Annotated in this window: 12 protein-coding genes; 3 read left to right on the top strand and 9 right to left on the bottom strand. The window is 49.5% G+C overall.

Annotation, left to right across the window (positions count from 1 at the left end; translation table 11 throughout):
• Positions 1–477 precede the first annotated feature (477 nt).
• Positions 478–2,427: a polysaccharide biosynthesis protein gene (locus DESTI_RS23245; protein WP_014812421.1), complete on the bottom strand. Its 1,950-nt coding sequence runs from the start codon at positions 2,425–2,427 to the stop codon at positions 478–480.
• Between the two features lie 290 nt (positions 2,428–2,717).
• Here DESTI_RS23245 and DESTI_RS23240 point away from each other — a divergent pair, with 290 nt between their 5' ends.
• Both DESTI_RS23240 and scmD read left to right on the top strand, forming a co-directional pair.
• Positions 2,718–3,824: a nucleotidyltransferase family protein gene (locus tag DESTI_RS23240; protein WP_014812420.1), complete on the top strand. Its 1,107-nt coding sequence runs from the start codon at positions 2,718–2,720 to the stop codon at positions 3,822–3,824.
• 177 nt (positions 3,825–4,001) lie between these two features.
• Positions 4,002–4,289, top strand: a complete 288-nt coding sequence (gene scmD, locus DESTI_RS23235) for a SynChlorMet cassette protein ScmD (RefSeq protein WP_014812419.1) — start codon at positions 4,002–4,004, stop codon at positions 4,287–4,289.
• Positions 4,290–4,619: 330 nt separating this feature from the next.
• On the opposite strand, the gene DESTI_RS23230 is transcribed toward scmD, so the two are convergent.
• The 8 genes from DESTI_RS23230 to DESTI_RS23195 all read right to left on the bottom strand — a co-directional run bounded on the left by DESTI_RS23230 (position 4,620) and on the right by DESTI_RS23195 (position 15,122).
• On the bottom strand, positions 4,620–5,477 hold the full coding sequence (locus DESTI_RS23230; protein ID WP_014812418.1) for a 3-hydroxybutyryl-CoA dehydrogenase: 858 nt from the start codon (positions 5,475–5,477) through the stop codon (positions 4,620–4,622).
• A gap of 521 nt (positions 5,478–5,998) precedes the next feature.
• Positions 5,999–6,475: a flavodoxin family protein gene (locus DESTI_RS23225; RefSeq protein ID WP_014812417.1), complete on the bottom strand. Its 477-nt coding sequence runs from the start codon at positions 6,473–6,475 to the stop codon at positions 5,999–6,001.
• Positions 6,476–6,484: 9 nt separating this feature from the next.
• Positions 6,485–6,901, bottom strand: coding sequence for a hypothetical protein (locus tag DESTI_RS23220; RefSeq protein ID WP_014812416.1), 417 nt, complete (start codon positions 6,899–6,901; stop codon positions 6,485–6,487).
• 58 nt (positions 6,902–6,959) lie between these two features.
• Positions 6,960–7,682, bottom strand: a complete 723-nt coding sequence (locus DESTI_RS23215) for a TVP38/TMEM64 family protein (protein WP_014812415.1) — start codon at positions 7,680–7,682, stop codon at positions 6,960–6,962.
• Positions 7,679–9,487, bottom strand: coding sequence for a GTPase HflX (gene hflX / locus DESTI_RS23210; protein ID WP_014812414.1), 1,809 nt, complete (start codon positions 9,485–9,487; stop codon positions 7,679–7,681). The genes DESTI_RS23215 and hflX overlap by 4 nt, the downstream gene beginning before the upstream one ends.
• A 78-nt stretch (positions 9,488–9,565) precedes the next feature.
• A complete protein-coding gene (locus DESTI_RS23205) occupies positions 9,566–12,127 on the bottom strand; it encodes a M16 family metallopeptidase (RefSeq protein ID WP_169316392.1) in 2,562 nt (853 codons plus the stop codon).
• A 181-nt stretch (positions 12,128–12,308) separates the two neighbouring features.
• Positions 12,309–13,988: a GTPase gene (locus DESTI_RS23200; RefSeq protein WP_014812412.1), complete on the bottom strand. Its 1,680-nt coding sequence runs from the start codon at positions 13,986–13,988 to the stop codon at positions 12,309–12,311.
• A gap of 375 nt (positions 13,989–14,363) precedes the next feature.
• Entirely contained in the window at positions 14,364–15,122 is a 759-nt protein-coding gene (locus DESTI_RS23195) for an ABC transporter ATP-binding protein (RefSeq protein WP_014812411.1), read from the bottom strand.
• Positions 15,123–15,260: 138 nt separating this feature from the next.
• On the opposite strand from DESTI_RS23195, the gene DESTI_RS23190 reads away from it, so the two are divergent.
• Entirely contained in the window at positions 15,261–15,473 is a 213-nt protein-coding gene (locus DESTI_RS23190; protein ID WP_014812410.1) for a hypothetical protein, read from the top strand.
• The last annotated feature ends 34 nt before the right edge of the window (positions 15,474–15,507 follow it).

Below are 15,507 nucleotides of genomic sequence, written 5' to 3'. Positions count from 1 at the left end.
CGGAAGCGACGGGAAGTCTTTTGCCTTCAAGACCCTGAAAGGGTCCACCAATGGATTTGGAAATCATTGCCTTTTGGTCGACCCTTTCAGGGTCGTTGAACCATACTCATGGACTTGGCGCTGTCCACGGGTTGACACCCGTGGCTAGTATTGAGCCGCCCTTCCAGGGCGCAGAACTCCCTAATGCCCGCTCAAAACTGAATGATTACGAATTGGAGAAATCTTTTAAGAATCGGGCTCAGCTCTGAATCGAAAATGTCGGGTTTATCCCTGGCGTACGGAGTGTTGGAATCGCGGCTGCAGCCAGCGACAGGGGTCCTCAAACACGGAGGCCTGCCTCTGGGGAATGACCAGAACAGAGGCCGGTTCTACCGGGCACCCACAAGAGATGCCCCTACCAGATCTGCATTGTCGTGATCCACCGGACCACAGACGGCCATTAGGAGAATTTCCCGTATGCTGCTGCTTTGAACAGCGTTAATTCGATCTCGATCCCGCATATGCAGAAAGCTTCGGGTATTCGGAGCCTTCAGCCGGAGAGTATTCCGGGACAAGCTCCTGCAATATCAGCCGGACTGTGTCTGCATCGACCCCTCTCATGACGCGTTCCACAGCCTTGTCAATGGAAGCGATCAGTTTCCCTGGATCGACGCTATCTCGATTAAATATTTTGATGTTTGTATGTGTGGTGGCCATGTTGCTCTCTGAAGGCGCGGTCAATTCTTCGAAGAGCTTCTCACCCGGTCTGGGCCCTACAAATACGATGGGAATCTCATCAGGCTCTTTTCCCATGAGCATAAGCAGATGTTGTATCAAATCCATGATTTTGATTGGTTCACCCATTTGCAGGGCCATGATTTCGCCTGAGTTTCCGAGAGCAGCCGCCTGGAGCACCAATGTCACGGCCTCAGGGATTGTCATGAAATAACGGCGCATTTCCGGGTGAGTCACCGTGATTGGACCGCCTCGGGCGATCTGATCCATGAAGATTGGGACGACACTCCCTTCGGATGCCAGCACATTTCCGAATCGAACAGAGAGAAATTTTGTGTCGCTGACCATGCCGAATGCTTGGCAGTATAGCTCGCAGACTCTCTTGGTGGCCCCCATTACGCTCGTGGGATTCACCGCCTTGTCCGTGGAAATGAGGAGAAAACGGGAGACTCCGTGTCGATCGCACGTGCGTGCCAATGTCTGCATTCCTGCAATATTATTCTTGACGCATTCCGAGGGATTGAGTTCCTGCATATGAACATGCTTATGAGCCGCGGCATGAAACACCAATTCAGGTCTGAATTCTTGGAACACCTCCTCCACTCTTACCGTGTCCCTCACATCACACAGGACAGGGACAATGGGGATGTCCGGGTGCACTTCTCTCAACTGCCTGTTCACATGAAAAAGGCTGTTCTCTGTCCGTTCCAAGAGAATTAACCGCTCAGGCTCGCGTTTTAGTATCTGTCTGCAAAGCTCCGAGCCGATGCTCCCTCCTGCTCCGGTAACCAGAGCAGTTTTCCGGAAAATGAGTTTTTTCAGGAGTTCGGTATCTATATTGATCTCTTCGCGGCCGAGGAGGTCGGAAATGGTAATGTCCCGCAACTGGGTCAGCTTTGCCGATCCATGAATAATCTCATTGAGACCCGGCAATGTCTTGACCTTGATATCCAGAGTCTTGAGGATGCGGTGTATCCGCCGCATGTCTGCATTGCGTGCGGAAGGAATTGCTATCATAGCGGTATCGAACTTGTTGTCCTGGGCGTAAGCGGAAATGTGGTCCACTCCTCCCACTACTCTTATTCCATGTATGGTATGACCCTGCTTCTTCGGATCATCGTCGAAGATAGCAGCAATCTTGATTCTTGAGCCGGTATCTCGCGCAATTTCCCGAACGATCATCTCTCCTGCATCGCCAGCGCCTATAATCACTGCGCGAGTCTCTTTACCGGATGAGCGTGTCCGCAGTATGAGCCGTATTTTTTCCCTGAGAACGCGCAATCCTACTCTGCTTCCGCCAATAAAGACGATGCTCATGAAAAAATCGATCAGCACTACGCCGCGTGGAATCCACAGACGCTCCGACACGTACCCTACAGCAAACAATGTGGTGCTGCAGAGCACGCAATGAAAAAAGAGATTCGGGACATCGCTAATACCTACATACCGCCAGTTACTGCCATGTCCCCGCAAAAGATAAAAGAAGGTCAGTTTGAGAAGGGAAACATACAGGAGCAAAAGAAGGCGCTGTCCGGCAAAGTGGTGCGGCACGTTAAAATCGAAACGGATTTCATAGGAGAGCCAAAAGCTTGCCGCAGACAAAAGGAAGACCGCCGCAAAAAGACACTGGTTAAAGCTGATGTACTTTCCCAGGACCTTAACGATGAGCTGACCTTTCCTGAGAATGATTTTGAGAAGCTCGGTGGAAGTCATTGTCTGTCAGTCTCCCCATTGCTGACTGTTCTGTTTAGGCTGGGGGATATTCGGCCGCAAGAATCAATCGTTACGACGAAGAACGATTGTTATGCTCTATTGTGAGCATTCAAGTCAAACAATAACTGTGGATCATTGCCGCGGAATCCGGTAATACTCGAGGAACCTTTTTGAAAGCGGATTGGTGTTATCGGTGATTATGGATGGCAGCGTACGGAAAGGCAAGCATTAATTCCGCAACGCTCGGATGTGTTGAGACGTAACCGTTATGTAAAGAGTTTTTGGTGTTCATGATTCAGAATCCGGTTGATATTCAGGAACAGGTCCGCCTTTTATGCCGGGAATCGGTATTCGACAGAGTACCCTCGGAAGACTGGTGCGCCCACTGGGACGAAAGACACTTACGTTCGATACGGCTGCATGGCCTTGCTCCCTGGCTTTATGCTTTTCTTCACACCAGACCTGAATTGGGATTCTCGGAACCTTTTCTCGACGCATTACGGAAAGATTACCACCAAAGCTGTTTAGAAAACCTCATACACGAATCGTGTATGCGTCGCATCGCAGAAGCATGCTCTCAACAGGACGTTCCACTGGTTCTCCTCAAGGGAGCATATCTCGGCACATTCGTGTACAAGAATCCCGCTATCAGACCCATGTGCGACGTAGATGTAATGGTCTTGCGAAAAGACCTTGCGGTCGTGCAGGAGATCCTGAAAACCCTCGGATATGTCCTCATGATCGATGTCCCGGAATCTTTCAAACCGCACCTTTACCCATCCCGTCCCTATATGCGGCCCGGAATCAGGCCTGAAGTGGTGGACCTCCATTCCGAGCTGAGGCTTCTTGATTATTACCGTTTACCTGAAAGCGATGTATGGGCACATTCCTACGACACTGAGATCTTTGGTTGCAAGATACGATTTCTCTCGCCTGAACTGAACACAATCAATGTGGCGATCCATGCTTTGAGCTCTGCCACACGCTTCAGAGACTATCTGGATCTCATGCTAATGCTGGAAAGACTACAAACGGATTGGAACGAGATCCTGTCTCTCTGTGAGAATCTCGGTGTGGTCTATCCTGTGGGGATTATGATGCAGGAATTGGCGAGTGCCTGGGGTGCTCAAGTGCCGGCAGCCGTTTTGAAGTCCTTTGCCGCGTACAGACCGTCTGCAATGGAAAAGAGAATTGCGCAGAACCGGTTTCGTTACGTGTGGCGAATAGTTGCCCGAATACTCCAAGAACCTGACTGGGCGAGTAAACTGCATTTCGTGAAGCTCAGGCTGTTTCCTTCCGCGGAATACCGTATGGCTGTGCTCCGTACCAGCGATCCCCTGGAATATGTAAAGTCCAAGTGGCTGAGCTTCAGAAACCTTTTCACCAACAAACGCTGATAAAGACTACTTACGTCAAGCCTTGAATTTTCCGGATCATTTTCTTCCTTGACATAAATGGGCAGTCTGATGGAATATCTTCCACTATCCGCAATAGGGCATGATCGCTAACGAAGAGCAGATCTGATTCAAGTCGCCCGACAGCCTCGATTAGATCTCACGATAGAAAGAATTCTTGTGGATAAGAACGCAAAACCCATAGCAAACTCGCAACTGGTTCTGAGGGAAGAATTCGACGATTGGGCAATATTATTCGATCCCGACACCGGTGACGGCTTCGGGATGAATCCTATAGGGGTGTTTGTCTGGAAACTGCTGGACGGCGAGCACACGGAACACGAGATCCTCGCTCATATCGAGGAACATTTTGAATCAGTGCCTGCGGATGCAAGTGCTCATCTAGCTGAGTTTATTAAAGATCTGATCGATCGGGGATTCGTGGGTTACGAAGTGCCCGGGCTTTGAAGGAAGAATATTGTCGGAAAATTTCCTGACTCAGGCGCTTCATCTCAGGCGATTGCTTCGCTTCGCTCGCAATGACAGGTGTCACGCCCGTGCCAGTCCCCTTTGTCCAACGGTACTTATCCTGGCAAGTACAAGTATCGTCCCCTCACTCTCGCTGCATCCCTGAGAAAACAGGGAATACCTGTAACCCAACATACAAGGAGGGATTTTGAGTTGAGTCCATGAAATCCCCCTGAATCCCCCTTTAGAAAAGGGGGACTTTGATGGCCTTCTTAATGGTAGGGGGTGCCCATTTGTACGCAAACTCCTCATCAGTGCCGATCTTGCGTCTTATTGGCCGGAGTAATCATAGAAGCCGCGACCGCTCTTCCTTCCGAGGTAGCCGGCTTCCACGTATTTTTTCAGGAGAGGGCATGCTCTGTATTTGGGATCTCCGAATCCTTCGAACAGAACATTCATGATTGCCAAACAGGTATCCAGCCCGATGAAGTCTGCCAATGTCAACGGCCCCATAGGGTGATTCATACCAAGTTTCATCACTTCATCGATTGCCTGGGGGGTCCCCACACCTTCAAAATAGGCGTAAATTGCTTCGTTTATCATGGGCATCAGAATGCGATTAGCGATGAATCCAGGGTAATCGTTGGCTTCTACGGGAGTCTTCCCGAATTTATTCGCGAGTTCCACCGTTACTTCGGTTGTATCTGTAGATGTTGCAACACCATTTATGACTTCTACCAGCTTCATTACCGGTACAGGATTCATGAAATGCATGCCGATGAATTTATCTGGACGTTTCGTGCAGGAAGCAAGCTTGGTGATGGAAATCGATGAAGTGTTGCTCGCCAGTATGGATTCTTTGGGGACGATAGTATCGAGTGCTTCGAAGACAGTCTTCTTCAGATCGAAGCTTTCTATAATAGCCTCTACCACAAAATCCGCATCCTTAAAATCTTCCAGGCTGGTGCTGCCTTTTACGCGTCCCAGAATGTCGGACTGTTCCTGCTCGGTCATTTTTCCTTTAGAAACTGCTCGTTCAAGATTCTTCCGAATCGATGAAAGACCTTTCTGAACGAATTCATCTTTTACATCGTTCATGATTACTTGCAGGCCGGAAGCAGCAGCCACGTGTGCTATACCGTTGCCCATTTGTCCGGCCCCAATCACACCAAACACTTTAACTTCCATTTATAAGACCCTCCTGGTTAATAGGCCTATTCATCTGTGCAGTAATAGCACAGCCGGAACCATATTGCGAAAAGTATCATCGAGAAAAGAATCGATTACAGGAATTGCTAAAATGTGATCAGATTGAGGGTAGCAGTATTGGTAGGTGCCGGCCTCCGTGCCGGCACAGCTTCAATATGATCAATGATATTAATAAAATGGACCGGCAGGGACGCCGGTCCCCACCAATATCTTGTATTGGAGCACGGGATAAACGTCAGAATTTTTGGCAATCGTTCCATGCGCGGGAGAAATGCGTGAAACTGGAATGCTGTTGCAGAGTCGATTTATACCTTGCATTCAAGGTGCTTATGCCACTGACCTGCGGAGCTAGGTCAGTGGCACCCCCGTACCGAACCCCACGACGGTTTTGGGTGCCACGGACCTGTGGGGCAGGTCCGTGCTTCCGTCTCAGTAAAAACTATTTTGACTGCAAGTCCGTATTAATGGTCGGTCTTTCTGGAATCCGACGCTCTCTGCTTTTAATAGATCCCGAACTCCATGCCGGCAGCAAGGGTTTGGCCCAATTCCTCACATCGGGATATGACTTCCGGGGTAACGGGACCGCAATGAATGACGGGATCCTGCACTTTCTTCAGCTTAAATCCCGCCAGGATACGTTCTATGCTCTGGAGTGCCCCCCTGCCGTCGTTTCCGGCTGCGATCACAATTGCATAAGCTTTGCCGGCCATCATGGGGCGCACGTCTTCATATGTTCGATCGAACAGGTCTTTGATTGCTCCTGCCATGTACCCGAAATATTCGGGACTGCATATCACCAGAGTCCTGCAATGAACTAAATCGTTCTTTCCGACCGATGCGGCTTGCAGCCTCTTGACCGTGACTGCATTCTCGCGTGAGCCGCCTCGCTCTACTGCTCGGGAAAGCCGATCAGTATTGCCTGACTGCGAATGGTAGACGATCAACAAGGTTTTGTCGGAGGGTTCCATTGCGGACATGAAAAAACTCTACTTCAAGGGCTTACGGGAGAGTATCAGTAGTTCCCATTTTCCCACAAATTCAGCAGTGAAATCTTTCAACGTCATTCCGCAAGAACGAGCCTCTTCCTTCATGTTTGACCAGAAGACGGCCAAGAGAGGAAATATGTCGTCCGTGAAAGTAAGGACCAGCGTATTTCCACAAAGACAATGTCGATAAAGCATGGTGAACTGCTTTCCCATGACTTCACTGCAATCGTCCATCGTATGACCTTTGGGCTTGGTCTCACTAATATATGTAGACAAATCGGGATAGGTCCTGCCACAGGCCCTACACACTTTTGGAAACAGCTTTTCGTGCCGGTCCACGGCATCGAAGAGATCTATAGTTCTGTGAAAAAAACTATCTACCCGATACTCTTCTTCTGCATGGAAGCCCGATTCCACAGATGCTCCAATGTGGCACTCATAGAGTTTCATGTGAGAAAAGGAACGGTCGCGTTGTCTAGACAGGCTGGTTGCTCCTTGTTCGGAGCCAACGCTCAATCCTCTCGCGCCGAAAATACACTATTCCCACTAGTACGGCACAGAACACCGACAGGACGATGACCAATGTCCAGTTTTCATGATAAACCGCGGCACCGCTGTAACTCAACATAATAGTGCCGGGAATTCTCCCTAAACCGGACACCAGGAAGAACGTTACATACCCCATGGGGCTGAGTCCCAGAAGATATGAGAGTATATCCTTGGGAAATCCGGGGAAAATAAAAAAGACCGCGGCAAGAAATATTCCTCGACTTCGCGTGAGAAAACCGAAGTGCTCCATCGAATCTTTCGGCACCACCAGCTTGACAAGAGGAAGCCCTATCAACCTGGATGCCGTAAACGCAAGCATCGATCCCGCCGTGAGTCCTATGGTGGAGTAGAGTATGTTGGGCGCAACTCCGAAGATGAACCCGCCAACCACTCCTGTCAACTCGCCGGGAATAGGCGCAAAGACCACCTGGAGCGCCTGGATGCTCATGAAGATCGCAGGAGCCCATGAGCCCCAGCTTTCCACGTAAGATCTGAGCTGTTCGCGACCGCTAAACATAGCAATCATAGTTGACACGATGGGATTCAGCCACCCCATTAGCCATGATACCACGAGAGCTATTGTCAAAATGACGATCAGACTCAGAGATATAACGAGTTTACGGAAGTCTTCCCGGCTCAGTTCTGTCATGCCGTCACTCCAGTCACGGTGCCGGATGACTGTTGCGGAGCATCGTTCATTCTGTTCGAGAGGGCAGTCAGAATTTCGTCCTCCATGCGTCGTATGAGCGGGGGAAAGCTCTTGGAATCGTTCGCAGAGATTCCGATTCCATTGTAGCTTGCGGAGATATTTCGCACCATTTCGGGGTTCATGAGATCCTGTTTGTTAAATACTCGAATAAGGGGAATGAGATTCAAACCCAATTGTTCCAGCAGTTTTTCCACCGCTTGCATTTGCGCTTCGAACGCCTCGTTCGAGCAATCAATGACGTGGATCAGAAGATCCGCATCCGCCAATTCGTCAAGTGTGGCAGAAAACGCTGCAACGAGAGTTTCCGGCAAATCCTTGAGGAATCCCACGGTATCCGTAATGATTACTTCCGTTTCCCGGGGAAAACGCAATCTTCTGCTTGTAGGGTCAAGGGTGGCGAACAATTTGTCTTCCGTCAGAATATCCGATTTGGTCAGATTGTTCAGCAATGTCGATTTGCCCGCATTGGTATACCCTACAATAGAAATGATCGGCACCTCACGTCTGTTGCGAAGTTGTCGTCGAAGCGCCCGACGCTTGCCCAGTTGTCCGATTTGCCTTTCAAGGAAATCGATCCTGCTTCGAATACGCCTTCGATCTATTTCCAGCCTGGTTTCTCCAGGGCCTCTTCCGCCGATTCCACCGGTAAGCCGCGAAAGCGCATCATCTTTTTCCGCCAGCCGCGGCAATGCGTACTTGAGCTGAGCCAATTCTACCTGGATCTTTCCTTCCCTGGATTTAGCGCGTTGCGCAAAAATGTCCAGGATTAGCTGGGAGCGATCTATGACTTTTAATTCTGTAAAATCACCAATGCTGCGGACCTGACTTGGGCTCAATTCCGCATCGAAAACCAGAAGATCCGCCCCCTTTTGCAGCGCATCGATGACTACTTCTCTGAGTTTTCCTTTTCCCACGAGAAAATGCGGATCTACGGTATTGCGTTTCTGAATCGAGGTTCCCACCACCTCTACACCGCAGGATTTGGCCAACTCGTTCAATTCGTCCAGAGACTCCTCGATTTCCCAATCTTTGCCGACAGTGCGTCCTATCAAGTACGCCCGATCCTGTGTTGCTTTGACGGATCGCGTACTTATAGACCGCGAGATTTCGTCTTCGAGCGACCGGATGAATGCGCTGAAGTCCAGATCCAAAAGTGAAGGTGGTGTGGGATCCAGCAACTGCCAGATTTGTTTCATGGGATTATCGGGGAGCAGATGTGCGATGTGGATAACTGTGGGCAGTCCCTGGGAATCCACTCCTACCGAGGCAACCAGATCCAGACGCAGCAACGCCAGGTCGGTCAGATCTTCCTCGGTCAGGTGCTCGTCTTTCAAATGCGTGTGAATAAGTCGCAGACCTCGTAATCTGCCTACACCCACACGCCATCCCGTGAGTCTGGGAATGAGAATCGATCGGGCATCTCCCACGAGAACTCTATATATGTTTCCTTGCCTGTCTACCAGGATACCGATTTGACGACGAATTTCGGAACTGATCTCCGTGAGATGCCTGGCCATCTCCTGTGTGATTACACGATTGGCAGGAATTCTCCTGAGAGCCAACTTTTCCAGTCGGATTTTTTGAGAGTGTTTCAACCCGCGGGTCAACCCGTAAACCGCATGCAACCCGGATTCTTTTCCGGCCTTAGCTCTTGTTTCGCGCATTGCGTTGAACGATCTTTCTTCCGTTCCATCCTTTAATATGGTGTCGACTATCCTGAGCGAGATTGCGCGGGCCCGACCCATCTATCTGCGAATATTGCCGGTCCCGCAGCAGTTCCATCACGTCTCATCCCAATGTGCTTAAAAGCAGTATTACATCATCTATGCGTCCTTTTCGGGCATGATCTTCACGATCGCGCAATGGTCCAACTCCAGGTATTTGCGAGCTACTCTCATAACGTCATCGGAAGTCACTTTGGATACTTTAGCGATATATTCCTTATCATAATCATAGCCCAAGCCATAGAGTGTATTCAAGGCCGAATTTTCCGCTCGATTCCATGAACTTTGCAGCGAAATCAAGTGATTGCCGATAAGATTGGTAATAGATCTCTCCAGTTCCGCTCCGTTTACCGGCTGAGACTTGACCTGCTCCAGTTCCCGGAACAATCCTTTGAGAGCCGTGTCCGCTTTCGAGGGTTCGGTGGCGATATACAAACCGAACAGACCCGGTTCAACAGCCGGACGCACAAAAGAAGTCACTACATAGGCCAGAGATTCTTTGTCTCTGAGCTGCAGGAAAAGTCTACCTCCCTGTCCGGCCAGGATGTTGTTGAGCACTTCAAGAGGATATCGATCCTCATCCGAAACGCTGACGCCTCTGAAGCCGATTGCAATATGAGCCTTGGCCCGAGGAATCTGAACCACATTCTCCCGGACTTTGGCGATCGGCTCTTCAGCAGGCACTACAGGAGGAACGAATTGCCTGGCTTCCAGTTTGCCGAAAAGCTGTTCGATACGAGCCATGGTCTTTTCGGGATCGAGCGCTCCAACGCCTGTGATGACCGTATTTGCAGGAACCGCGAACCGTTCGTACGTCTGCTTCAGATCGTCTGCCGTGAATCCCGCGACAGTCGCAAGAGTCCCTTCTTTTACAAAGCCGTACGGATGATCTTTGAATACCGTCTGATTCAGGACATTTACCGTGTACTGAACTGGTCTGTCCGGTTCGGTTTTGATCCGATTTATAATCAGATTCCGCTCTCTTTCAAGCTTGTCCTCGGGAAATGCAGGATCCGTGTAAATGCGAGCCAGCATTTCGAGGCCTTCGTCAGTGTTCCTGCTGAAGAAAGTCGCATATACGCCAAAGGAATCGTACCCGGAAAATCCGTTCAGGCGTCCCCCCATGTCCTCCACCTTTTGAGCAATTTCTTGCTCGGACATCTTTGAGGTTCCTTTATCCAGCATCTGAGAGATGAAATTCATGATGCCTTCAGTTTCCTTGGTCTCGAATCGTTTTCCACCCATCATTGCGATTCTGAAGGAAACCGCAGGATTGGAATTATCGGGCTGGAGCACCACCTTAAGCCCATTGGGAAACGTACGCACAATTGCGGCGGCTTCCTTTCCGGCTGCTGCAGTCTGTGCGGTTTGAGATGCACCAAAATGTTTGACGACACCGGTCAGCTTTTCGATCTGGAAATCCTGTTCCACGTCTTCCGGTATAAGCACGGTGACAGTAACGTTCGGTGGGGTAAGGTATTTCTTGGCTGTGGCAGAAATCTGTTCAGGAGTAATAAGTCTGTTGAGGTTCAGGTACTTTTCTTCGTACGATGCATCCCCAAGATCAGCCTCAAAGCTTCCGATACTTCTCGCCATGCCCTGGACCGTTTCCCTGGCATAGATATGCTGTGATTCTATGTGAGTCTTTGCGCGATCCAATTCTTCGGCAGAGGGAGGCTGCTTTTGGAGCTTTGCCACTTCCTCCATGATGCCTTTTGTGACAGTCTCGAGATTCTTTCCATCCAATGTGGCGGAAATCGCGAAAAGGCCCGGCTTCTTAGGCGTAAGCGCATATGCCGATATCGAGTTGACAAGACCTTTGTCTTTCTTGAGGGTCTGTACGAGTCTCGAGCTGTCCCGAGCGCCGAGTATATCTGCCATCAGATCGATGGCATTCACATCCGGACTCGAAAGGGAAGGAATATGAAACGCCACGTAAAGTCTGGTTTCACGAGAATTCCGGTCCCTGAGCACCGCACCGCGGATTTCCTTCTGAACGGGCTCGCTCGGCCGAGGAGGTCTGAAAAAACCGGTCTGCTTCAAATCAGCGGTATACTTTTCGAGATCTGTGCGCACCTGATTGGGATCTATGTCTCCAACAATGACCATGAACATGTTTTCAGGCACGTACCATTTCTTCCGAAACTGTATGATGTTGTCGCGGGTAAAACCTGCCACGACATCTTTGTATCCGATTATCGGGTATTTGTACGGACTCACTTCGTACGCGGTATGGAAGAGCAACTTTGATGCTTTGCGTTCCGGTCGTTCTTCACCTTCCAGGATTTCCTCAATAACAACTTGTTTTTCTTTGTTCAGTTCATCGGGATCGATGCTCGGCCTGAAGACTGCATCTGTCAGGATGTCCAATCCTTGAGAAACGCCGGTGGAGGGAACAGTCACATGGAAAACGGTTTCGTCCCAACTGGTATATGCGTTGGTTTCTCCCCCCAAGGCTTCCAGTTCCGATGCAATTTGCCCGACGCCTCTTTTTTCTGTGCCTTTGAACGCCATATGTTCGATAAGATGGCTGATTCCAAGTTCGGATAGCTCTTCATCAGCACTGCCCACTTTGACCCAAATCTGAATAGTGGCGACTTTTCTGGCGTGATCTTCTTTTACGAAGACATCCAAGCCATTCGGGAGCGTAAAATGTTTCAAATCGTCCTCCTGGGCATAAACGTTGCATGGCAAAATCAACAAAAATAACAGCCCAATCAACCAAGCCTGAGTTAACCTGATTTTTGCAAAATAAGCCATCATCATCTCCATAGAATGATTTCTCGAAATATACTCCTGAAACCAAAATCCGCAAGATATCTGGCCGGGAACTACGGTGAGTTCACGGGACGTGATGGGATTCGATCTTTTCCTTTAGAGTCTCAAGTTGCCTGAGTGTTTCATTATCCGGAATCAGACCCCGAAATAATTCAACGTACAGGTTGGCTTGCTTTTCCAGAATGCCTTCCAGGACTGCACGATGATTCCTGTCCACCCGTTCACCTATGTCTCTCAATACATCCAGTACTTTCAGATTGACCATCCATTTCGGTATAAACGGTACAATTACCGTATTGAGTAATGCATCTAACAAAGTAAAGCCGCCTCCCATTACTATTTCCGCAGTAATGATAAACAATGCCCACGCAGTATACGAACTGTAGAGTTTCAGTTCGTCTTTACGCGACAATCCATCCTTGAATCGATTGAACTCCTCTTCCAGAAGATGCTCGATACCAGGAAACGCCTTATCGTACAGCTCGCCGATTTCTACAGTCCCCAATCGCGGAACGCCTGTCTGTGCTGCAGAACGAAGATCCTGGAGCGATCGATCCGCTGACAACAAGCGCGCAATGCGGAAATTCAGGTCGGCAATCGCGGATTCAAGCGGCCTGAGTCTCACCGCGGAGCGTGCCTGTTCCAAGTCTTCATTCCTGATGTCTTTTTCTGTGGATTGGGCCCCTTCGGGGTAGGAATCTCCGAAAATTTTGGCAAGGGAGCCGAATACTCCGAGAATAGCGTTTCGGACCATCATTCTGGGAACGAAGAGGACATCGTACTTGCGCAGAAGCCCCTGCAATCGCTGTTGGATTTTAGCCTGAACGTCCTCGGTCACCAAGGCGTCCAACTGCGCTTCCATTTCTTCGGAAACGTTTTTCTGCATGTCCCGGATCTGAACTGTTACTGAATCCACTCTCCGGACATGAGCTTCAAGAGAAGACTGAAATGCATGAATGCTCTCGACGGTTTGTTCTTTTAATCGTCCAATCTCCTGTTTTCTTATGAGTTCCAGTTGGTTGAGATCCGGCGGTGCGAATACTTCCGCAAAACCTTTTCTTTCTCGCAAACCAGGGATGAATTGCGGAGCCGGCTCGACACGCTCCACTCTCAGTGGGACTTGAGTAAAACCGTTGGCCGCGAGCATGCCGGTGAAGTCCTTATATGCTGTTTCGGAAACAACTTTGTTCATGATGAAAATGGTTTGTTTATTCCATTCCCGGGCCATTTCCGTTATACGTCGCCCCGCGAGGTCCGCATATTTTTCCTGGGAAGTCACAAACACCATAAGATCGGCGATGATGAAGTAGTCTTCTGCAATGCGTTTATTCGAAAGTTGGATGCTGTCGTAGTCGGGGGTGTCTATTACTATTTCATTGTATGGATGCGTCCCGGAATCCACGACAATCCTCGCATCCGCAATATCTTGGGAGAGAAAGGGGCATGTTTTGAGGGTTTCTAACCAGGATTCGTTGACAAGGATTACAGCATTGAAGGTGAAGGGTCTTCTGGTGCCGACTTCACTGATGGCACGACCGACAACGGAGTTGAATAGCGTACTCTTTCCCGTGCCCGTGCCGCCCATAAAACACAAAATCAAAGGAAAACCTGCAGGAAGTGTCGATTTCCACAAGAAGGCAATTGCGAGCCGATGAGCTTCGAACCGTCTTCGTTCCAACAATTCATATTCGGCAAGCCTGGAATCGAGCTTGAGGTCGAGTACATCCTCAGCCCCGTTGAGCATTTCGCCCTCCTGAAATTACACTGTTCGGCTTATCCCCGGATACTGGGAGAATACTGAAAAATAATATACATCCGGACTTATAGTAAGTGCCAAAACTAATGTCTGATTCAGAAAAAGCGTATTGGTAGGTGCCGGCCTCCGTGCCGGCACATCTTCAATATTAATAAATGATATCGCTATGATGGACCGGCAGAGACGCCGGTCCCTACCAATATCCTGTAATTCACACGCGGCATAAACGACAGAATTTTTGGCACTGACTATAAAGAAAATGGAGAAATGCGCGCGTATTCTTTTTCGGGAAGACGTACCTTTACGGCTCCTGTTTGACAGCCGAGTCTCGGAATTTTTCTGCCGTGCATTCGCGGTCGCGGGTCAGAGTTGTTGGTTGGCAAATGCGTGTGTATCCGGTAACACACCCCTCAGAATTGCCGGAACGTATCCTGTCTCGAATCCTTCGGAGACGACAGATCCATCGCGTATCCTGATGATACGATCGCAAGCTTGGCCGATATCCTCTTCATGAGTGACGAGCACAACGGTAAATCCCTGGCCGGCTATTGCTCTCAATTGGTTCACCACAATTTCCGTGTTCTTCTGGTCGAGCTGGCCTGTGGGTTCGTCACCAAGGATCAAGGAAGGGCTATTCACGAGTGCTCTGGCGATAGCAGCCCTTTGTCGCTCTCCTCCGGACAGCTTATTGGACCAATGATCCACCCGATGTGAAAGACCTACTCTATCAAGTGCCTCGAGAATTCTTCTTCTTCGCGCCCGGCGGTCTGATTCGGCATAGATGAGTGGTAATTCCAGATTCTCGAAGACTGTGGAATTGGGAAGCAGATCACAGCTCTGGAAAACAAAACCCAATTCCTTGTTCCTGAACTCTGCCTGCTCTTCACGGGAATACTCAAGGATATTCTGTCCTTTGAACAGGTACGTGCCGGATGTCGGAGGCTGTAATAATCCCAGCACATAAAGCAAAGTAGATTTTCCCGATCCTGAAGGTCCCATTATGGCGACCATTTCACCCTGATATACCTTGATATTGGCACCCCTGAGCGCATGGATCAGATTTGTACCATCTACATAGTCTTTCACCAGGTCCACGGTTTCGATAATTACGTGATTCTGCATACCGGCCACAACACTCCTTAGCGATTAGCACCCCACAAAGGATACTTTACAATAACCATTTTGGTCCTGTTTCTGCAAGCGACTTGCGAATTTCCTCCTTTTTTTTCGGTCCTGTGGTATATTGGCGGGATGTTCAACGTGACCAAAGAAGTGCTGGGTGAAAACGGCGGATTTGTAAGACTCGTGCAACTCGATTCGGAAGATTTCGCGGTGATTGTTCGGCTCCCTTCAGACGTCAGACTCCATAACCGTTACATTGGTCCGGATCTTTCCATAGCGGAGGATGTCTTTGAGGCCGAAGTCGCTCAGCTACGTGAACCCAAAGAGAATACGGCACGAATTGTCCGGTGACTCGTCGGTTCTAAGCTGATCGCGAACCAAGTCC

The organism is Desulfomonile tiedjei DSM 6799 (assembly GCF_000266945.1).
Taxonomy (GTDB): Bacteria; Desulfobacterota; Desulfomonilia; order Desulfomonilales; family Desulfomonilaceae; genus Desulfomonile; species Desulfomonile tiedjei.
This window is presented reverse-complemented; position numbering and strand designations above follow the sequence as displayed.

Bases quoted from the DNA above. Each gene is read 5' to 3' on its own strand.
- DESTI_RS23195 (WP_014812411.1), bottom strand. From the start codon at position 15,122: ATGCAGAATCACGTAATTATCGAAACCGTGGACCTGGTGAAAGACTAT.
- DESTI_RS23215 (WP_014812415.1), bottom strand. From the start codon at position 7,682: ATGACAGAACTGAGCCGGGAAGACTTCCGTAAACTCGTTATATCTCTG.
- hflX (WP_014812414.1), bottom strand. From the start codon at position 9,487: ATGGGTCGGGCCCGCGCAATCTCGCTCAGGATAGTCGACACCATATTA.
- DESTI_RS23240 (WP_014812420.1), top strand. From the start codon at position 2,718: ATGATTCAGAATCCGGTTGATATTCAGGAACAGGTCCGCCTTTTATGC.
- DESTI_RS23245 (WP_014812421.1), bottom strand. From the start codon at position 2,427: ATGACTTCCACCGAGCTTCTCAAAATCATTCTCAGGAAAGGTCAGCTC.
- DESTI_RS23225 (WP_014812417.1), bottom strand. From the start codon at position 6,475: ATGTCCGCAATGGAACCCTCCGACAAAACCTTGTTGATCGTCTACCAT.
- DESTI_RS23230 (WP_014812418.1), bottom strand. From the start codon at position 5,477: ATGGAAGTTAAAGTGTTTGGTGTGATTGGGGCCGGACAAATGGGCAAC.
- DESTI_RS23200 (WP_014812412.1), bottom strand. From the start codon at position 13,988: ATGCTCAACGGGGCTGAGGATGTACTCGACCTCAAGCTCGATTCCAGG.